At 51.3% G+C, this 19,817-nt stretch carries 19 protein-coding genes; 8 read left to right on the top strand and 11 right to left on the bottom strand.

What is annotated here, in order from left to right; translation table 11 throughout:
- The first annotated feature begins 305 nt into the window (after positions 1-305).
- The 4 genes from CSQ88_RS18960 (at position 306) to CSQ88_RS18945 (ending at position 6,747) form a co-directional block, all read left to right on the top strand.
- The gene (locus tag CSQ88_RS18960) at positions 306-2,045 is read left to right on the top strand and encodes an ATP-binding cassette domain-containing protein (protein WP_099399651.1); all 1,740 of its coding nucleotides are present in this window, start codon (positions 306-308) and stop codon (positions 2,043-2,045) included.
- A 378-nt stretch (positions 2,046-2,423) separates the two neighbouring features.
- Positions 2,424-4,163 (top strand): ABC transporter ATP-binding protein, encoded by a 1,740-nt coding sequence (locus CSQ88_RS18955; RefSeq protein ID WP_099399650.1) that lies wholly within the window; start codon positions 2,424-2,426, stop codon positions 4,161-4,163.
- A 262-nt stretch (positions 4,164-4,425) separates the two neighbouring features.
- Complete coding sequence (locus CSQ88_RS18950) at positions 4,426-5,304, top strand: phosphoribosylaminoimidazolesuccinocarboxamide synthase (protein WP_099399649.1); 879 nt, start codon at positions 4,426-4,428, stop codon at positions 5,302-5,304.
- Between the two features lie 255 nt (positions 5,305-5,559).
- The gene (locus CSQ88_RS18945; RefSeq protein ID WP_180273732.1) at positions 5,560-6,747 is read left to right on the top strand and encodes an EAL and HDOD domain-containing protein; all 1,188 of its coding nucleotides are present in this window, start codon (positions 5,560-5,562) and stop codon (positions 6,745-6,747) included.
- Here CSQ88_RS18945 and CSQ88_RS18940 read toward each other — a convergent pair.
- Positions 6,744-8,423 (bottom strand): LTA synthase family protein, encoded by a 1,680-nt coding sequence (locus tag CSQ88_RS18940; protein WP_180273731.1) that lies wholly within the window; start codon positions 8,421-8,423, stop codon positions 6,744-6,746. The two genes, CSQ88_RS18945 and CSQ88_RS18940, sit on opposite strands and share 4 nt — an antisense overlap.
- A gap of 240 nt (positions 8,424-8,663) precedes the next feature.
- Here CSQ88_RS18940 and CSQ88_RS18935 point away from each other — a divergent pair, with 240 nt between their 5' ends.
- A complete protein-coding gene (locus tag CSQ88_RS18935) occupies positions 8,664-9,281 on the top strand; it encodes a hemolysin III family protein (RefSeq protein WP_099399646.1) in 618 nt (205 codons plus the stop codon).
- A gap of 214 nt (positions 9,282-9,495) precedes the next feature.
- On the opposite strand, the gene CSQ88_RS18930 is transcribed toward CSQ88_RS18935, so the two are convergent.
- From CSQ88_RS18930 to asd, 4 genes are all read right to left on the bottom strand, one after another.
- On the bottom strand, positions 9,496-10,293 hold the full coding sequence (locus CSQ88_RS18930) for a sulfite exporter TauE/SafE family protein (RefSeq protein WP_099399645.1): 798 nt from the start codon (positions 10,291-10,293) through the stop codon (positions 9,496-9,498).
- On the bottom strand, positions 10,287-10,745 hold the full coding sequence (locus CSQ88_RS18925) for an EVE domain-containing protein (protein WP_099399644.1): 459 nt from the start codon (positions 10,743-10,745) through the stop codon (positions 10,287-10,289). Before CSQ88_RS18925 ends, CSQ88_RS18930 begins: the two co-directional genes overlap by 7 nt.
- A 184-nt stretch (positions 10,746-10,929) precedes the next feature.
- Entirely contained in the window at positions 10,930-11,697 is a 768-nt protein-coding gene (locus CSQ88_RS18920) for a TSUP family transporter (protein ID WP_099399643.1), read from the bottom strand.
- 580 nt (positions 11,698-12,277) lie between these two features.
- A complete protein-coding gene (gene asd, locus CSQ88_RS18915; RefSeq protein ID WP_180273730.1) occupies positions 12,278-13,381 on the bottom strand; it encodes an aspartate-semialdehyde dehydrogenase in 1,104 nt (367 codons plus the stop codon).
- A 198-nt stretch (positions 13,382-13,579) separates the two neighbouring features.
- Here asd and dtd point away from each other — a divergent pair, with 198 nt between their 5' ends.
- From dtd to CSQ88_RS18900, 3 genes are all read left to right on the top strand, one after another.
- The gene (dtd, locus tag CSQ88_RS18910) at positions 13,580-14,032 is read left to right on the top strand and encodes a D-aminoacyl-tRNA deacylase (protein WP_099399641.1); all 453 of its coding nucleotides are present in this window, start codon (positions 13,580-13,582) and stop codon (positions 14,030-14,032) included.
- 271 nt (positions 14,033-14,303) lie between these two features.
- Positions 14,304-14,597, top strand: coding sequence for a hypothetical protein (locus tag CSQ88_RS18905; protein ID WP_099399640.1), 294 nt, complete (start codon positions 14,304-14,306; stop codon positions 14,595-14,597).
- Between the two features lie 51 nt (positions 14,598-14,648).
- Positions 14,649-16,001: an MATE family efflux transporter gene (locus tag CSQ88_RS18900; protein WP_099399639.1), complete on the top strand. Its 1,353-nt coding sequence runs from the start codon at positions 14,649-14,651 to the stop codon at positions 15,999-16,001.
- Between the two features lie 69 nt (positions 16,002-16,070).
- Here the strand turns inward: CSQ88_RS18900 and CSQ88_RS23065 are convergent, their stop codons facing one another.
- The 6 genes from CSQ88_RS23065 to CSQ88_RS18875 form a co-directional block, all read right to left on the bottom strand.
- Entirely contained in the window at positions 16,071-16,241 is a 171-nt protein-coding gene (locus CSQ88_RS23065) for a hypothetical protein (protein ID WP_180273729.1), read from the bottom strand.
- A 23-nt stretch (positions 16,242-16,264) separates the two neighbouring features.
- The gene (locus CSQ88_RS18895; RefSeq protein ID WP_143449516.1) at positions 16,265-16,663 is read right to left on the bottom strand and encodes a hypothetical protein; all 399 of its coding nucleotides are present in this window, start codon (positions 16,661-16,663) and stop codon (positions 16,265-16,267) included.
- Between the two features lie 97 nt (positions 16,664-16,760).
- Positions 16,761-17,363 carry a hypothetical protein gene (locus CSQ88_RS18890; RefSeq protein WP_099399637.1) on the bottom strand — a complete coding sequence of 201 codons (603 nt, stop codon included), beginning with the start codon at positions 17,361-17,363 and terminating at the stop codon, positions 16,761-16,763.
- A 136-nt stretch (positions 17,364-17,499) separates the two neighbouring features.
- Complete coding sequence (locus CSQ88_RS18885; protein WP_099399636.1) at positions 17,500-18,198, bottom strand: Type 1 glutamine amidotransferase-like domain-containing protein; 699 nt, start codon at positions 18,196-18,198, stop codon at positions 17,500-17,502.
- A gap of 48 nt (positions 18,199-18,246) precedes the next feature.
- The gene (locus CSQ88_RS18880) at positions 18,247-18,630 is read right to left on the bottom strand and encodes a DUF4440 domain-containing protein (protein ID WP_099399635.1); all 384 of its coding nucleotides are present in this window, start codon (positions 18,628-18,630) and stop codon (positions 18,247-18,249) included.
- Positions 18,631-18,724: 94 nt separating this feature from the next.
- Positions 18,725-19,588: a hypothetical protein gene (locus CSQ88_RS18875; RefSeq protein ID WP_143449515.1), complete on the bottom strand. Its 864-nt coding sequence runs from the start codon at positions 19,586-19,588 to the stop codon at positions 18,725-18,727.
- Positions 19,589-19,817: the final 229 nt, after the last annotated feature.

The following is a 19,817-nucleotide window of genomic DNA, read 5'->3' as shown; positions in this document are numbered from 1 at the left end:
CAACAGGACGCAGTAATCCGCGGGTTGTGAAACGACGAACTAAGCATTTTGCAAGTAGAAAAGGCACGGAAATTCTTAATCAACGGCATAACTGGGGAATAAAAATCATAAAGTGAACAGCATTGGGTCTGCTCTGCATTACCGCCGCTCTGTTCAACACACCGTACATTTAATACACAAGAAGCAGGTAATGCTTGCTTTTCAGCTTACCAATTCCTAGATAAACTCTTGCGTAATATCTAAGTATTAAAATACGCGAACACTCTTCGTTACTGCATCACCTCAAGCTTTCGAGATTACTCCATATGACGCTGTTTAAATTATTGGGCGACTTTGTCCGCCGCCATTGGCGTGCCTATATTTTGGCGGCGCTTATGCTGTTTGCTGTGGCCGTGCTAACGGTATGGATTCCACGCAAGGTAGGGCAGCTGATTGATGGCTTAGTTAATAAATCGCTAACGCCTGATTTACTGCTCTGGCAATTGGCAGAGCTGATTGCCATGGGCCTGACGATTTACTTTCTGCGTGTAGGCTGGCGTTTACAGCTGTTTACCGCAGCCTATCGCCTGGGAATTGAACTAAGGGTACAGCTTTACCAAAAGCTGGCTGCCCAGGGCCCGGCTTTTTATCATCGTCAGCGTACCGGCGATTTAATGGCACGCGGCACCAATGATATTGATGCTGTAGAAATGGCCGCAGGTGAAGCCATGCTGGCAGGGTTTGATGGCTCGATGACACTGATCTTGGTGCTGGCCATGATGACGCTGGGCATAGACTGGCGGCTTGCTGCCGTTGCACTGCTGCCCTTCCCTTTGATGGCCTTTGGCTTTTGGCGGCTGTCGCGCCAGGTACATCAGGCCTCTACCGATTCGCTGCAACGCTTTTCGGCGCTGAACGACCATGTGCAGGAAACTCTGGCGGGCGTGCGCACGCTTCGTGCCTTGGGCTTAGAGGGCCGTAACAGCAAAGTACTGTCTGGCCTTGCCGAAAACGCGGCCAAAGCCAGCCTCGATGCACAGCGCTGGGAGGCCGCATTTGAGCCGGTAGTCGGCATGACGCTAACTGCCGCCAACTTATTGACGATCTCCTTAGGCGGCTATCTGGTTTGGCACAATCAGCTGACCATTGGTGAGCTGACCAGCTTCAGCATGTATCTGGGCCAGCTGATCTGGCCGATGTTTGCAGCGGGCTGGGTACTTTCCTTGCTGGAGCGCGGTAAAGCTGCGTGGGAGCGGCTTGATCCGCTATTGAGCCAGCCACTGACCGTGGACGATCACGGCACGGTTGAAGCCGCCCCCAGCGGCTTACTCAATTTTGACGCGATTGAATTTACTTACCCAGAGCAAAACACTGCTGCACTGGCGGGCATTTCACTCAACCTTGCTGCCGGACAAACGCTGGCTTTGGTTGGCCCGACCGGAGCGGGTAAATCAACGCTGCTGCGTATGCTGCTGCGCCAATACCACCCGCAAAGTGGCGCAGTACGCTGGAACGGCGTGAATGTTGAAGACTATAAATTGCAGCAGCTGCGCTCGGCGATGAGCTGGGTACCTCAGGAATCGTTTTTATTCTCGGCATCGGTTGCAGAGAATATTGCCCTGATTAAGCCAGACGCCACGCAAGCCGAGATTGAGCATGTCGCTAAGCTGGCGGCGGTGCACGACGATATTCTGCGTCTGCCGCAGGGCTATGAAACTCCGGTTGGTGAAAAAGGCGTATCGCTTTCTGGCGGGCAACGCCAGCGCGTCGCCATCGCCCGCGCCCTGTTGTCTGACGCACCACTGCTGCTACTTGATGACGCGCTGTCGGCAGTGGATACGCAAACTGAAACGCAAATTCTGGAGCACTTGCGGGATGCCAAGCAGGGCCGCAGCATGATTATCGTCAGCCATCGCCTCTCTGCCGTGGTCGACGCCAACCATATTGCGGTACTGAAACACGGCAGGGTGGCAGAAAGCGGCACGCACCAGGAGCTGGTCGAAAAAGACGGCTGGTACGCCAGCCAATGGCGCTACCAGCAGCTGGAAGCAAGCTTGGAAGAGTGATCGAATAAACCCAAACCTTAAACCACGGAGAAAAGGAGGACACGGAGTTTCACGGAGAAAAGCAAGCCTTCAGGCATCAAGCTAAGCATTTGCCATAAGGCAGTTTTTATAAGGTGTACAACAACGAAGTCGGAGTGCAGAAAGCCGGTGCGCAAGAAAAACGACTTGCACACCCTATAAAAATCGGCTTCTTTACTGTTGTTTTCTTAACTTGATACTTATAAGACGCCACGGAAGAAAAAGATCCTTGAAGGTTTTCTCCGTGAAACTCCGTGTTCTCAGTGTCCTCCGTGTTTTGAGACTTGGGTTTTTGAGTCTTTACACTAACTTTGCCCCTACAGATTTGAAATTGGTTGTAACCAAGAAAAAGGTTGATGTATGAGCGAACGTAAGCAAGCTATTTCGCTGCTTAATAAGGCCGCGCTGCCAGAGCGCCGCCATTTATGGCTGGGTTTATTCTGGCTGATCTGTGCTGCGTTGCTGGAGGCCGCCGGGCCGCTTCTGGGCAAGGCGTTTATTGATCAGCATCTCTTGCCGCGTGTTTTAAACTGGCCAGAGATTTTTATGCTCTTGGGTGGCGGGCTGGCCTGCGGCTGGGCGGCGTCTTTGATCCGCTATATGCAATTACTGCGGCTTGCCGGCGTGGCGATGCGCTCGGTTAAACGCCTGCGCGAACAGGTTTACAGCCATGTGTTAGCCCTGCCGATGGCGTATTTTGATAAAGCCATCACGGGCCAGCTGGTCAGCCGCGTCACCAACGATACCGAGTCAGTTAAAGCGCTGTACGTACAAGTGCTGTTTGTAATGCTGGACAGCCTGATTGTGGTGCTTGGCACGCTGTCGGCCATGGCATGGCTGAACTGGCGCCTTATGCTGATGGTGCTGATCCTGATTCCGGCGGTGGTTTTAATTGTATGGCTGTATCAGCGCTGGAGCGCGCCATCGGTCACCAAAGCACGACAGCTGCGCAGCGATATCAATGCCCAGATGGCCGAATCCATTGCCGGGATGAGCGTGGTGCAGGCAACAAACTCTGAGCAACGCTTTACCGGCCGCTTTCAAAGCACCAACAACAGCCTGTACGCCGCACGGATGGCCGAATTGCGCGCCAATGCCTGGCTGCTGCGCCCTGCGCTCGACTTTTTAAATGTGGCGCTGCTGGCTACCGTCATCTGGGTATTTGGCCAGCAAAGCTTCAGCGGTCTGGAAATCGGTGTGCTCTACGCTTTTGTCAGCTATATCGCCCGCGTGGTAGAGCCGCTGATCCAGATTACCATGCAGTTCAGCCAAATCCAGCAAGCCGTGGTTTCAGCGGCACGGGTTAATGTGTTACTGGGTGAAAAACAAGCCATCAATGGCGATGGCCAGGGGCAGGTCAGCCAGGGCGCCGTGCACTTTAAAGACGTGGCTTTTGGCTATGATGCCAGGCTGCCAGTGCTGCACGATCTGTCGCTGACGATTCCGGCGGGCTCTTTCTACGGCATTGTGGGCCATACCGGCAGCGGTAAATCAACGCTGCTTTCCCTGCTGCTGCGCTTTTACACGCCGCAAGCAGGGCAGATCGAAATTGATGGTTATCCTCTGCTAGAAATTGGCGATGCCGCATTCAGAAGTGGCGTCGGCCTGGTACCGCAAGACCCGTTCCTGCTGGCATCCAGCGCGCGCGACAATATCGATATGGGCCGTAAACTCAGCCAGGAAGAAATCGAAACCGCCGCCAAAGCCGCCAATGTGCATGAGCTGATTTTAAGCTTAGAAAACGGCTACGACACCGATATGGGCGAAAGCGGCACGCGGCTCTCTACCGGCCAGAAACAGCTGATCGCCATCGCCCGCGCACTGGCAGGCAAGCCGCGCATCCTGCTGCTGGATGAAGCCACCTCGCATATCGACAGCGAAACCGAGCAAATCGTCCAGCAAGCGCTCAGCCGCCTGCACGGTAAAGTCACCATGATCTCGATCGCCCACCGCCTGTCTACCATCCGCGACGCCGATCAGATCATCGTGCTCAACCACGGCCATATCGCAGAAAAAGGTAATCACGACGAGCTGATGCAAATCGAACGCGGCATTTATCAGCGGCTCTACCTATTGCAGCAGCTGGATGCGGGCGTTTAAAAAAACCAAAGTTCTGCAGACGCAGAGAACACAGAGGTAAAAAGCAGCACACTGAGAAAACCTTAAGAGATTAAGGCGTTTAGTTTGTAAGCTCTGTGTTATCCCTATTCTCATTTAGCACGGTGTCTGCAGAACTTCTTCTTTTAAATTGTGCAGGGCGGGCACCTTTGGGCTAAGAACTTGCCAGCTTTTATGCAAAAGTGGCCAATAATCGGGCAAAATAGCGGCCTGTTGCCCCACTCTGATGCCTTAAGGAATTGCGATGACCGGCCTTACCACGACCAATTTGACCAGCCTGACTAAAATTTACTCAGGCAAAGTACGCGATCTTTACGCGATTGATGATGCGCGCATGCTGATGATCGCAACCGACCGCCTTTCCGCGTTTGACGTGATTCTGGCCGAGCCGATTCCTGAAAAAGGCAAAATCCTGACCGCTATTTCCAACTTTTGGTTTGATAAGCTAAAAGATGTGGTGCCCAGCCATTTCACCGGCGAGCGTGCCGAAGACGTGGTCAGCGCAGCTGATTTGCCACAAGTTGAAGGCCGCGCGGTGGTGGTAAAACGCCTGAAGCCGGTTGCTGTAGAAGCGATTGTGCGCGGCTATATCGCAGGCTCGGGTTGGAAAGAATATCAACAGAACGGCACCATCTGCGGCATGCCTTTGCCTGCAGGTTTGCGCGAAGCAGATCAATTACCAGAGCCAATTTTCACCCCGTCCACCAAGGCAGAATTGGGCGACCATGATGAAAACATCAGCTACGCGCGTTGCGAAGAAGTGATTGGTGTGGAGCTTGCCGCCAAGGTTCGCGACACCGCGATTGCACTCTATAAAGCCGCCAGCGTTTACGCAGCGACTCGTGGCATTATCATTGCCGATACCAAGTTTGAATTTGGTCTGGATGTAGACGGCACGCTTTGCCTGATGGATGAGGCACTCACACCGGATTCCAGCCGCTTCTGGCCTGCCGATCAGTACGTGCCTGGCAGCAATCCACCGAGCTACGACAAGCAATTTGTGCGTGATTGGCTGGAAACCACCGGCTGGGACAAAACCCCGCCAGCGCCAGCGCTGCCTTTAGAAGTAGCGCAAAAAACCGCAGCTAAGTATCGCGAGGCGCTGGATAAGCTGACTAAGTAATCCATGCATCAATAAGGGCGGTGGCTTCTTTTTGCAGAAGCCACCGCCCTTTTTATTGGCGAAAAGAAGAACACATTTACCTGGCGGGCTTTCACCACGCCGGCCCCTCCTGCAATCCCCCCGTCTTCTGCTAGGCTTAAGCACTCATCAGCCTGGTATTCAGCGCCCATGTTTAAGTTTTTACAACAGCTTTTTTCGAAACCAGCGCCACCGCCTCCCCCTGTGAACCCCGCACATCTGAGGCCAGCGATTACTTTGCAGCTGCAGCACGTAAATATCATTGATAACAGCGGCAAGATCGTGGGCAGCCTGCTGCGCAGGCGGGCACAAAATAAAGAAAGCCTTGCACAGATTCTGCTTGAAGAAGGAGAACTCATTCGCCACGCCGTGCGACTTGGCACAACGATGAGCAAAAAACGCCTGCGCCTCCTGGAAATCTCTGCCGGCAGCCTGCTGCAACCCGAGCTGGCTCAGCTGGCCGCGCAAGGCAATATGCTGCTGCTGAACACCAATACAGCTCTGCCGGATCGTGGCCTTGCGGCCTTACAAAAATTGCAGAAAGCAGGCCTTGGCCTCGCCCTTCAGCTGCCCGCAACCTGGTCATCCGAAATCATTGCCCAGGCGCAATGGCTGGCTTTTTCCGTCAATGGCAAGCTGGCCCCGGATATAGAAAGGCTGGCAAGGCGTATTCATGTGCAAGGCCTGGAAAAACCCATGCTGATGCTTGATCTGGCATGGCACGATGAATTTCAGCTTTGCCAGCAGCTTGATATTGCCTATGCCGCAGGCAGGCTGTTTCATCAGAGCACCTGGCAAGAAGGGCCTGTCGAGGCAGGTTTTTTAAGGATTATGGATTTACTGAATTTGCTGCGGCAAGACGCCAGTAATAGCGAAATAGCACTTTCGCTTAAAACCGATCCGCTGCTCTCATTCAGGGTACTGGCACAGGCGAATTCTGCAGCGGAAGCGCGCAATAAAAAAATCGACACGCTGGACCAGGCCCTGGTTGCCATAGGCAGGGAGCGTTTATACCGCTGGTTATCTTTGCTGCTGTTTTCTTTACCCGGCCAGGAAAAACCCAACCCAGGCTTGCTGGAGTACGCCTTATTACGCGCCGAGCTGACCGAGCGCCTTGGCAGCCAGCGCTGGCCTCAGGAAAAAGATCACCTGTATTTGCTGGGCCTGTTTTCTGTGCTTGAGCAGCTGATCCACAGACCCCTTTCGCAGATTGTCGGGCTACTTAAGCTTCCGGAGGCCGTCTGTGCGGCTTTGCTGCACGGCACTGGGCCCTACGCGCCATTTTTAAACCTCGCCATTGCCAGCGAATCCGCACAATACCCGGATGCCAGGCTGCTTGTTGCATGCGGCATCACTGCAAATCACTATTTCAAAGTGTATTACGAGGCACTGCTGAGTGTAGAGGCCGCCAGCGAAGAGGCTTAAAACAAGCGCTCTGCAAATAATGCAGGCTCAAACACCTTGCGCCACTCCACTTGCTGAGCGGGCACAAGCTGATCTGGCTCTCTGGCACAAAGCGCAGATAAAGCCCCCCAGAATTGATCTTCCTCCGGCAATAGCTGCGCTAACTCTCCTGGCAGACAAAACATCGGCTTATCTGCCAGATTGCTTGCCATACTGGCGGCTAGTTCAGGTGTGCTGGCCTTGATAAACAAGGGCACTTCAGCGCGTGTTCGCCATTGCTGTGGTGTTAATTTATAGGCAAAGCGAAATTTATCGTTGCGATCGCCTTTACTGCGGAAGAAGTGATCGTCAAAGACGCCTTTGCGATAAAACGCCGCGGTTAAAGAAGGCTTATGATCGCCAATTAATGCAATTACCAGCGGGCGTTTGCGCTTTTTAGCCTGCGCCTCAAGCTGTTTTACAAATTTTTCCAAATGTTTGACTGCAGCATCCAGGCGCTGATTGTAATCGCCCAAACCACCGTCATAATCCCTGTCTGTGTAATTGCCATGAGTCATCACCGTCACTAAAGACAGCATGGTTTTGCCCTTAGCCGGGCCTTCCGCATAGGCTTTGAGCGCCGCGTCGTATAAAAGATCGTCCGTTGGCCAGGTTCTGGTTTTCCATGACATTTCTTCTACAAAGCGTGTAGAGCTAAAACCGAAGCTGGGGTAAACATCGCGCCGCTTCCAGAAATTACCATGAAAATTATGCATACCAATCGTTCGGTAGCCCGCATCTTTGTAGCGGGAAACCAGCGTTGCTGCATCCTCGCGATAGCTGCTGGCGTAATTCTGATAATCAATGCCCGGCAATACTGCTGACGATAAACCCGTGAGCATTTCAAACTCGGCCTCGGCCGTGCCGCCGCCGTAAACAGGGCTGAGCATCATGCTGGCGCTAAAGCCCTTTTGCTTTAAACGCGCAATCGGTGTGATAAAGCGCTCATCATTCAGGCTGGTAAAGCACGCCTCACATAAAATCAGCGCCACATCGGGCTCAATGGCCTCTTGAGTTTTAAGCGAGCCCAGCTTGTAAAAAGAATGCGGCCCGGCGGCGGGCAGCTTTACGCTCTCCGCCGTTTGGTAAAGGTGAACTAAAAGGCCGTTCTGGCGGGTATTCTGGATAAAATTATAAGAAAGATAACTGGCGTTAAAATGATCGGCCAAAATGCTGCTTGTGGTTTTATTAAGCACACCATGATCAAATATACGCGTTAATAAAAGGCAGGGTAAAAGGAGGGCCAAAGCCAGGCGCCACCATGCAAAACGAGGCCTTTTCCAGACGCCCAGGCCCACAGCACATACCACCAGCAGTGTAAAAGCAATCATTTCCCAGTTTAAATAACTGGCTAAAGACACGCCCTGCGATACTTCAAACAAATCACGGGCCAGCAGCGGCTCGCCCGTTTGACCTTCTTTCAGCCAGCTGGCTTGGCATAACAGCCCCTCTAAACTGACCGCAGATACCGCAGCAGCCCAGCGGTTTAACAATAGCGCCAGAAATGCAAACAACAGGCCAGAAAACAAGAGCCGCTGAGTGCTCCAATTCTGATCCACAAAAAACCGGCCAAGCAGCAACAGAAGCACAGGGCCCAAAATAAAGGCCAATTGCTTAGCTATTTTTTTAAATGAAGCTGTATTTACAGAAGACGACATCAGCATAAACCGGCGAGTGCACACATAATCCAAAAGGGCGGCAAATCTATCATAAAATCAACACATTAACGTAATAAAATCATAATGAAGCAAAATATTAACAGACAAGCCCCGGTAGCAAAGCAATCACTCTGCATTCCTCTGTAATAAAAACCGACCTCATTCACTTGGCATTTGTACCATGCACTCCGCACCCATTGCCGTTATCCTCGGCCAGTGGCACACATATAAAGGACAACTATGTATCAGGGAGAGCGCTTCAACAGCTGGAGCCACCTTATCGGAGCAGCACTTGCAATCAGCGGGCTGATTGTGCTGCTCACCTTTGCGGGCATGACGGGCGACCCGTGGAAAATCGTCAGCGTAGCCGTCTATGGCAGCACACTGGTGCTGCTGTATGTGATTTCCACCCTCTACCATTCGCTCAAAGGCCAGGCCAAGGCGGTTTTTCAGCGGCTGGATCACTGCGCCATTTACCTGCTGATTGCAGGCAGCTACACGCCCTTTGCCCTCGTCACCCTGCGCGGCCCGCTGGGCTGGACCATCTTTGGCGTGAACTGGGCTCTGGCCATCTTTGGCATCGTGCAGGAAAACATCCTGGGTAAACGCACCCGCGCCTTATCACTGGGGATTTATGTGGTGATGGGCTGGCTGATTATCTTTGCCATCAAGCCCTTAATGGCAGCCCTCCCCGAAGCAGGTATGACCTGGCTGGCGGCGGGTGGCGTGGTTTACACGCTGGGGATCGTGTTTTACGTACTCGACACCCGCATCCCACACGGCCACGGGATATGGCATCTGTTCGTGCTGGGCGGCAGCCTCTGCCAATTTATCAGCATCTTGTTTTATGTGATTTAGCAAAGAAAAGTAAAAATCCAAATCTTGAACCACGGAGAACACGGAGTTTTAAAGCAGCACACAGAGAAAACCACTCGGATCATCGTAGGGAGGGTGAAACCCGCCCTACATGGCTCAAAGCAAATAGCTTAATTACAAGCCCCGCTTTTCTCCGTGGAACTCCGTGTTCTCTGTGCCCTCTGTGGTTCAAGATTTGGGTTTCATCACTGACGAGCTACGGCAACAAACTCCACAACATCTTGCTCGCCAGCACAATCAACAGCGCTGCGAAGCATTTTTTCAGCACTGGCACAGGCAGGCGGTGAGCGGCGGCAGCGCCGACTTTGGCCATGGGGAAGCTGGCCAGCACAATACCCGCCAGCGCTGGCAGGTAAACAAAACCTAAAGCGCCCTGCGGCAAGCTGGCCGACCAGCCGCTGACCACATAGCCCAGCGCCCCGGCGAGCGCAATCGGTAAACCAATCGCGGCCGAAGTGCCGATGGCCTCTTTTACCGGCACATTGCACAGCGTCATAAACGGCACGGATAAAGAGCCGCCACCTATACCTACCCAGCTGGAAACCAGGCCAATGGAAGTCCCCACCGCCGTCATACCGCCTTTGCCAGGCAAGGCTCTGGATGGCTTAGGTTTAATATCCAGCAGCATTTGGGCCGCCACGAGGTAAGCAAACAGCACAAAAAACCACTGCAAGCCTAAGCCAGGGATAAAAGCCGCCAGCTGCGCGCCAGCAAAAGTACCCAGCAAAATACCCGGCGTAATCGCCTTCACCACCGGCCAGCGCACAGCACCACGGGCATGATGTGCCTTAAGGCTGGCAAAGCCAGTAAACACAATCGTCGCCATCGAGGTGCCAAGAGCCAGATGCTGGTGATGGTCTGGCGGCAAGCCAAGCAGGGCAAACACATACAGCAGCGCAGGCACGATCACTAGCCCGCCGCCCACGCCCAGCAAACCCGCTAAAAACCCGGCAATCAGGCCAACGGTTAAATAAGCCAGAATCGCGGTTAGCATAGCTTGGCCAGAATAAAAGCAGCATCCGCAGCAGAAACGGGGGTGATGGAAAGGCGCGAGCCTTTTTGCAGCAGCACCATCTGCGCCAGCTCGGGAAAACTGCGCAACTCGCTTAAACTCAATAAGCGCGTTTTTTGCACGAAACGCACATCCACTTGCAGCCAGCGTGGCTTGTCGGCCGTCGATTTGGCGTCAAAATACTCAGATGCCGTATCAAACTGAGTTGGGTCCGGATAAGCCAGGCGGCAGACGGTGGCAAGGCCAGCAATGCCAGGCTCTTTGCAACTGGAGTGATAAAAAAACACCTGATCGCCTAACTGCATCTCATCACGCATAAAATTGCGCGCCTGGTAATTACGCACCCCGTACCAGCCCACCGTCTGATCAGGGCGCGCTGCCAGATCATCAATCGACACATCATCCGGCTCTGATTTCATCAACCAATAATTCATCCTTAGCCTCAATGAGTAAGCATTTCAGAGTGGTTTATTGAGCTAAACCTTGAACCACAGAGTAAAACGAGGCCACAGAATCCACAGAGAAAACCATTGAATCCAACGTTTCCTCTGTGAAACTCTGTGCCCTCTGTGTTCTCTGCGGTTTAAGACTTAACACTGCGTCATGCGAAGCCAGCAATCACATCGCTTTAACCGTATCCCATACCAGCTTAGAAATCAGCGTAACCGACAAGATCAAAAATAAGCGGCGTACCCAGACGTTACCGCCTTTTAAAGCCATTTTGCTGCCTACTTGGGCTCCGGCGATATTGGCGAGTCCCATCGGGATGGCGTAACCCCAGATCAGCATTTGGGCTGGGATAAAGAAGGCCAGCGCGGCCAGATTGGTGGCTAAATTCACCACCTTGGCCGATGCCGAGGCACGCAGAAAATCGAAGTGAAATAAGCGCACAAACAGAAAAATCAAAAATGAACCGGTGCCGGGGCCAAAAAAGCCATCATAAAAACCAATCACCAGCCCGATTAATAAGCCGATATAAAGATCACGCCGGGTCAGCTCCCGCCCCGTATCTTCTTGCCCGAAAGAAGGTTTCAGCCAGGTGTAGACCAGCATAATGGCCAGCAGGCCAATCACCAGCGGACGTACCCATTCGATTGGCAAAAAGTGTAAAGAACGAGCGCCCAGATAAGAGCCAACAAAAGCCGATCCGGCAGTGGGTAATAAGATATTCCAAGGCAATTTAACCCGCCGTGCATAACGCACCGCAGCAGATGCCGTACCCATCATCGAAGCTAATTTATTAGTACCAAAGAGTGCAGCTGGAATTTCACGAGGCAAGATCGCAAACAGGCCAGGAATCATTACAAGACCACCGCCACCAACGGCAGCGTCGATTAAACCGGCAGTAAAAGCGAGAGGGAGCAGAAGAATTAAATCAGTAAGCATAGAAACTCGCAGATGCAGATAGCTGACTATTATCGTGCAAGCTTCAGATCAGTAACAGAGGCAGATTTATTTATCATGCACCGTAACAGGCAAAAAAATAGAGCACAGATGTGTTCTATTTCTTAGGGGTAGCAAAAAATACGATTTACTAAATGTAGGGCGGAGCAGCTACGTGAGAGCTAAGCAAAATACAAAAGACCTTTTTAGTGCCTTCGGCACATTGATTTAGGTGCGGGCGTCCCGCCGGACCTTCCTTTCTTGTGTGGCCAAGAAAGGAAGCGAAAGAAGGCCACCCTACGAAACACGAAGGCCCCTCTTCTACGGACAATCGAGTCGGCGGCTGCGGGACTCACTCGCTTCGCTCGCTCAAACATCCTCGCCGAAACCCCGCCCCGCTTGCTCCTCGCTTCGGCGTGTTTCAAGGGGATGTTTAAGCCCTATGCATAAAGCGTGGTTATTTCGTATTTTTGCGGTTTGCGAATCAAAAGACAATTGCTAAGCGCGTATTGGGTGCAAGCAGCCATTACCTCGTAATAACAACGGCTGGTTGCACCTGTCCTAACTTATATCACCCAGACTTTTAGCCCAACAAAATCCGCAACATACGGCGTAATGGCTCGGCAGCGCCCCAGAGCAGCTGATCGCCAATCACAAATGCGCTGATGTATTCCGGGCCCATATTGAGCTTACGTACACGGCCTACGCCGATGTCCATTTTGCCGGTGATAGAAGCCGGGGTCAGCTCTTTCACTGTAACCGCACGATCATTTGGCACCCATTTCACCCACTGATTGCCAGATTGAATCAAGGCTTCAATTTCACTTAGCGGCAGGTCTTTTTTCAGCTTAATCGTTAAGGCAAGGCTGTGGCAGCGCATTGCGCCGATACGCACACAGAGGCCATCAACCGGGATTGGCGCTGCATTACCAAGGATTTTGTTTACCTCAGCCTGGCCTTTCCATTCTTCCTTGCTCTGACCGTTATCCAGCTGGGCATCGATCCATGGGATCAGACCGCCAGCCAGGGGCGCACCAAAGAATTCTGTAGGCACATCGCTGCGGATTGTTTCTGCAACTTTACGATCGATTTCTAAAATCGCCGAAGCAGGAGTAGCCAATTCATCAGCAACCGAGCCATAAACCACGCCCATGCCCTTAATCAGCTCGCGCATATGATTTGCGCCGCCACCAGATGCGGCCTGGTAAGTCATTGAGCTGACCCAATCCACCAAACCAGCTTTAAACAAGCCGCCCATACCCATCAGCATGATGGAATTGGTACAGTTGCCGCCGATATAGTTTTTAACGCCTTTAGCTAAGGATGAGCGAATCAGATCATCGTTAACCGGGTCCAGCACGATCACCGCGTTTTCTTCCATACGCAGGGTAGAAGCCGCGTCGATCCAGTAGCCATCCCAGCCTGCAGCGCGCAGTTTTGGGAAAATATCTGAAGTGTAATCACCGCCCTGGCACGAAATAATCACGTCCATCGCCGAAAGCTCTGCGATATCGTTGGCGTTTTTCAGTGTGCCCGCGTCTTTACCAAAATTCGGTGCTGGCTGACCAGCTTGCGAAGTAGTAAAGAAAACCGGGTCAATCACGTCAAAATCTTTTTCTTCCTGCATGCGTTGCATGAGGACAGAACCCACCATGCCGCGCCAGCCAACCAGACCTACTTTTTTCATGGTTATATCCCTAGCGGTAAAATGAACCAGAATACTGAATATTCAGCCCCTTTACTAGGCTCTGTTTCTCATTTTTCAAAAAATGTAAATTGGGGCTCTGCCGAACAAAAGCCATCGCCAATAGGAATGTCAGCAGGCAATATTTGCGCTTAAGAAATTTCAAAGCCCATGTAATATCGCTACTTCCGGGGGAAAGTAATGCGTGTTTTAATTCAAAGAGTAAAGCAGGCCAGTGTGGCCGTGGAAGGCGAAATCTGCGGGCAAATATCTGCTGGATTGCTGCTGCTGGTTGGCATTGAAAACAGCGATTCTGAAGCCGATTTAAACTGGACCGCCAAAAAAATATGCAATTTGCGTATTTTTGAAGATGAAGCGGGAGTGATGAATCGATCTGTACTCGATTGCCATGGTGAAATACTGGCCGTTTCGCAATTCACGCTATTTGGCTCTTACAACAAAGGCAATCGCCCATCCTGGGGCAGAGCTGCCAGGGGGGAAATTTCTCAGCCGCTGTTTGATGCCTTTGTGGCAAAACTGGCTGAGCTGAGCGCACAGCCTATCCCTACAGGAATCTTTGGTGCAGATATGCAAGTTACGCTGATTAATGACGGCCCGATCACGCTGATGTTAGATTCAAAAAATCCAGAGTAAAGCTGCTTGACAGCTAAGCCGCTCGCCGCCAAAATGAACTACACAGCGCCGAGTTGAATTTGCCAGCTTGCGGGCGCTTTATAAATGCAGCTAAAGCAGCGTAACCCGCGTTGCGGGTTTTTTTGTTTTACGCGCCTATTAATCGACAACTTGCGAGGCGCGCTCAGGTTGGCAGTACAAAACCTGGGGAAATATCGCTAAAGCGTTGGCCGCATCTGACTTCAAAAACCCTTGCGACCAGCTTCCCACTTTGTGAATTAGGAATGCTGCCATGTACGACTGCCTAGCCCCGGAATTAACCCGAACCACCCGCGAACTCCACCCGGCACTGCGCTGGAAAACTCAAAGCTGGCTGCGCCTCAATGCCAAACGCAATACCTCGCCACTGGCATTATCCAAGGCCTTTGCAGCAGCCACCAGCTTAGGCTTTCGCACCGAAAATCTGGCCAATGGCAGCATTGTTATTTTGAATTTAAATTTACAAGATGCGCTGATGTTCAGCCGGCGATATCCCGATTTACTTGCAGAATACGAACCTATCAATCCATTTTGTTTGCGTAAATAGCAGTCTGTTGGACTCGATCTGCGGCAAGCAAGTAAAAAACTGTAGATCACTATGGCCACCTCCCGACTCACCGATATCCGCGCCACCTGGCACCTTGCATGGCCCATTGCAATTGGGCAACTCGCCACCACAGGCACAGCCTTTATTGATGCCGTAATGGCAGGCCATGTTTCAGCAGGCGATCTGGCGGCGGTATCGGTGGGTTCTTCAATCTGGGTAACGATGATGGTGACGCTGATGGGCTTTTTACTGGCGATCAGCCCGCTGGTAGCGCAAAAGATTGGCGCAAATGATCTCAAACCCATCCCAAATCTAACCCAGCAAGCGCTGGTACAAGCCCTCATCCTCGCCTTGATTGGTCTGATATTAATTCGCTTTTTATTGCCGATTTTTAATCATCTGGGCCTTGAAGCCATCGTTGCACATAAAGCGGGTGAATTCTTAAAAGCCGTCAGCTGGGGCTTACCGGCTTTTGCCTGCTACCGCGTTTTATACAGCTATAGTGCTGCACTGAATCAAACCAAGCCCATGATGGTGATTTCCATCTTCTGCCTGCTGCTGAATATCCCCTGCAACTGGGTGCTGATCTACGGCCACTGGGGCTTTCCGGCCATGGGCGGCGTAGGCTGCGGCTGGGCCACGGCTTTTTGCGTATGGGTTAATTTCTTGCTATTAGCCGCATGGATTCGCTATTCGCACGTTTATAAAAACACGCATCCATTTCGCGCATGGCAAAGCATTGACTGGCACGCTCAAAAGCAACTTATCAAGCTGGGCCTGCCCATTGGCATGATGTTTTTTGTAGAAGTCAGCGCGTTTAGCCTGATTGGCCTGCTGATTGCCAGCCTAGGCACTGTTACCGTAGCCGCACATCAGATCACGCTGAATTTCTCCTCGCTCACCTTTATGGTTCCGATGGCACTCGGCACCGCACTCACCGTGCGGGTAGGCCATGCGATTGGTGCGGGGGATTATAAAGCGGCGCGTTTTATTGGCCAGAGCGGCATTCGCATGGGCCTGTGCATTGCCCTATTAACCGGCACCACCATGATTTTTGCCTCGCGCTTTATCGCGGGCTTTTATACCAGCGATACGGTTGTGCTGATGCTGGCCAGCCAGCTGCTGGTATTGGCTGGCTTCTTTCAGTTTTCCGACGCCACTCAAGTGGTGGTGGCGGGCGTATTACGCGGCTACAAATCCACCCGTGGCCCCATGCTGATTCATCTCACAGCCTTTTGGGTGATCGGCATTCCGCTGGGCTATTTGCTCACCTTCGGCACATCCACCCTGCCTGGCCACGGCGTGCAAGGCTACTGGATCGCCCTAATCGCAGCCCTCACCTGCGCGGCATTATCACTGATGGCGCTGTTTCGCAGGGTAAGTTTGAAGCAGCTGACGAGCTAAGCCTGGCTTGCGTTTAACAGCCTTGCATGCCCTGAAAAATAAGAATGACGACATGCATAGATCAAACCCTTAATCAAAATAGCGATGGAACATCGCCTGATGTTTAAAACCCCACCAGGCAGCAGCAGACAGCTCCGGCGAATCGCCATAGCCATCTATAAAAACGGGGCCTTCTGGCAAAGAAATACCCAGCAAATCTAATTTAGACAGCACTTGCGACAGAGGTGGAAATGCTTCCATGATTTTGCCCTGACTTTTTTATGTCATGTACGCTCTTGAATGACTGGAGGCAACAACGAAAGAACAGATACGCACTCTAGGTATCCACCAATCAAAAATTCGTAAGGTTGGTTTTCCTGATGCTGAGTGTAAAAGTCATCTCGAGTACTCTCAAGCTCCAGCCAGCCACCAGCATTTACTTTGAAAAGCCAGGTCGACGCAAGTGCTTGGCTGGCTGAGTTGATCCATACCGAAGCAAGATCAAGCTCATCAAGCATCCTTAACCCTTCAACTGACTGAAACTCGACAACAAAGCTACGACCTGTACGTTTTGAGGCCACTACAATCTGAGTGGCCTCAGTATCGCTCCAGCACAAACTTGTAACCTTCATCGTTTCATCGGCAAATGGAACAGCAATTGGTGTTAGATATGCAGGATTCATGAAGGACCTGAAAGCCCTGAATGGCGGATTAGCCGCATGCATAACCCGCCATTCAGAACCTCAAAAAAATACAATTAATCAGTGGATAGCTTCCATCTCAGCGCCAGGCAATCCCAACAGATGCAAGCGCAGTAACTAGTTTCGGGTGAGTAAGGGCCGATTCGGAGATGTAATGTCCCTCCCCCAGCATTACAGCGTGATCAGCTTCGCCACCGCTTGCCCGCACAGCCTGCAAAAAAGCCTCTGCATCCAGCCAGGGATCGTCTTCCCCCGAAATAACCAAAAATCTTGTTGCAGCCTGGCTGGCAACAATCGGCACGGATGCGCCTGGGGCAATCGCGATATGAATGCTCCCCTGTGAGCCAAGCTGAGCAAGCAATTGGCAAACCCCATCCGCACCAAGGCTATAGCCAAGCAAAGCGCTTACTTCGTACTGTTTTCTAAGCTCAGCTAAAAGATACGCAAGGCGTTCGGCAGACCAAGTCAACCCGGCTTCCAGCTGAGGGCAAATCACATCAGCGTTAACAGTAAGACGGCCTTCTTTAAGTGCCGCAGGAAGGCCATACCTGGAGACCAAAGCAAGATCATCCCCACGCTCCCCTATTCCATGCAGCCATACAATGCAGCGCGCCGGCTTTGCGCCTGCCGCATGAGGAAAATTTAAAAGCCTGAAATTTTCGGGAGGCAGAACGGCATACATTTAAGTAATACCCTTTTCAAATAAATAGTAAGCCATACGTAGTACAGCAAAAGCACATATATGATTAAGCAGGCTTCAGATCTGAATTAACCGCCAATAAATCGCCAAATCAACCATGATTTATTTCAGGTTTCTCTTACATCAAAAAACGAGGAACAATCCCGCCCGCTTCGCTGCTCTCGCACATCACAGTGCTTTGCATCGAATCGGCCGAATGTACGGCTTCGCTAAATTGCTCATTCTCAAATAGCACACATACATTTTCACCCGCGCCCACAGCCACGCCAGTTACACTGGCCAGCAGCGGCTGACGCCAGGCTTCGCTATCCAGATGAGGGCAAAACGTAGCTGCTAGCAGCCCCAAGCCACCGCGTATTCCGCCGCCCGGCACACTATCCGTAATGTACTGCTCAAACCAGCAATTCGCTCCCGCGCTGATCCCCGCCAATACCGTGCCCGCCGCGTAGGCTTGGCGCAGTGCAACATCTAAGCCAAACTCGCGCCACACCGCCAACATGGCAACCGTATTGCCGCCACCCACATAAATCAAATCCGCCTCCAGCACCTCCTGCGCATAATCACGCCGCATATCAAACGGAAAGAAAGACAGGCTGGACGGCAGGCAGCCCAATGATGAAAACGCCTTGTAAAACTTTAATTGCGCCCGTTCGGCATCACCGGATGCCGTGCCTAAAAACAAAACGCGCGGGGCAGATTTGCGGCACAGAGAGATCAAATAAGATTCTTGCAAGAGGCGTGCATCATCCAATAAAAACCCACCACCACCGATGGCAACAATTCGACGCGTAACAAGCGCTGGCTGTAAATGTGTCATTGAAATCCTTTTAATGTTTTCCTAAAACCGAATGATTAAATGCAAATATCAGGCTTTTTCAAACGCATCAGTGCGCGTGCCTTGATGGAAAATCATTTTCCATTCGCCACCAGATAAACGCCATAAAGAGCTGCGCAGGGAATAACTGGCATCCGGCGTATCAGGCCGGTAAGTAATCAAGCGAAAGGTAACTTGCACAACTGAGGGGGCCAATTCCACAACAGCAAAGTTTTGCGGATAAAAAGTCGGTGCCGGCCCGGATGGCAATCTCTCAACAACATCGCTTTTGCCAAAAGCGCAGCCAGAAGCACCAAACTCTTGAAAGTCATCATCAATAAGCTTGTTTAGCAATTGGGCATCCAGCCGGGTGCTTTCTTTTAACAAGAGGCACTCAAGGTCGATAAACTTCCTGGAGAAATCTGATGCAGCCATAACACTTCCCACAATTTAGCCCTGATACCAGCAAAAGCATCATGTGCTTTAGAACGTGATGCGCGGCCAATAAAATTTATTTAATAATGAAAGATCAGGCATCAATAAAGACAGAAGCTTCATTTACGCCTGCAAGACTCGCAACAGCAAAAAAAGATTTCAGCTCTATTGTTCTGTCATCATCTCCGGGCTGAGGCAAATTTGCAGAATCACTTGCGATGCTAAAATCATCATCCAAAAAGCCAAGAAAGTACGCAACGAGCTTGGCATGTTGTGCTTGCAAGCTACCTACACAGAAAGCCATATGCAATATTTGGCTGGAAGTAATTCGCGTCTTTTTGAAGAAGAAACTTCCCCATTTACGCTCCTCTGGCTTACTGGACTCATATAAATCCTGCCGATTGCGAACTGCATCAATAACCAATCCATCAAAATTAAAATCTGCAATGGCTTGTTTTAAAAGAAAGCCACGTGGTGAATTTAAATCAGATGGAAGACGCGACAATAACCAACGCTCAGCTTGCGCTGAAATAGGATAATGAATCGCCCCACCACACCCAAAATCAACAGAACGAATATTTGCAGGGCAACCTGAGCAATGATGAGCAAGCTGCTCCAACGGTGCGGCTTCTAGAAGTAAATCAGCAATTCGCATTTCCGTTTCTTCAGGGCCATCTGGCCCCATTACCACCATCTTAAAGCTCCATTCGGACTCTGGTTTACTCTTATTATCAGTCTGGGGATTGTTTCTCATTATCTCCAATACACTCAAAGCCCGATTTCGGGCCTTTTCCATTCTAAGCAAATCAGCATCAGAAACAGCTTCACGAACTTTACAAGGGAAACAGCCATAATAATCAATTCCCATATAATTCCTTTGAATACTTATAAAGATAAACAGATACCAAGCCTGATTTAATTTTTGGCCCGGAACAATAATGAGCAAACGATCTGCCAATTCATCACTATGCAGAAAAAAAACAGCAATAAGCCCGCAAGAATCTTACCCCCTGATTGCAAAGTAAAGATTTATGAGTGCGGTTTTCAGACATTCCTCAAGGCCCCCTGTGTCAGGATAGTTGAGATACTCCCTTTTCAGGGATTCTAACTTACTCAGGGGGCTGGTTACTTATCATGTCGCGTATTCCCAAGGCTCGTAAAGATGCCATTTTAAGCAAAATGCTTGC

Source organism: Iodobacter sp. BJB302 (assembly GCF_002735645.1).
Taxonomy (GTDB): domain Bacteria; phylum Pseudomonadota; class Gammaproteobacteria; order Burkholderiales; family Chitinibacteraceae; genus Iodobacter.
The sequence above is the reverse complement of the archived record's forward strand: the minus strand, read 5'-3'. Positions and strand labels throughout refer to the sequence as shown.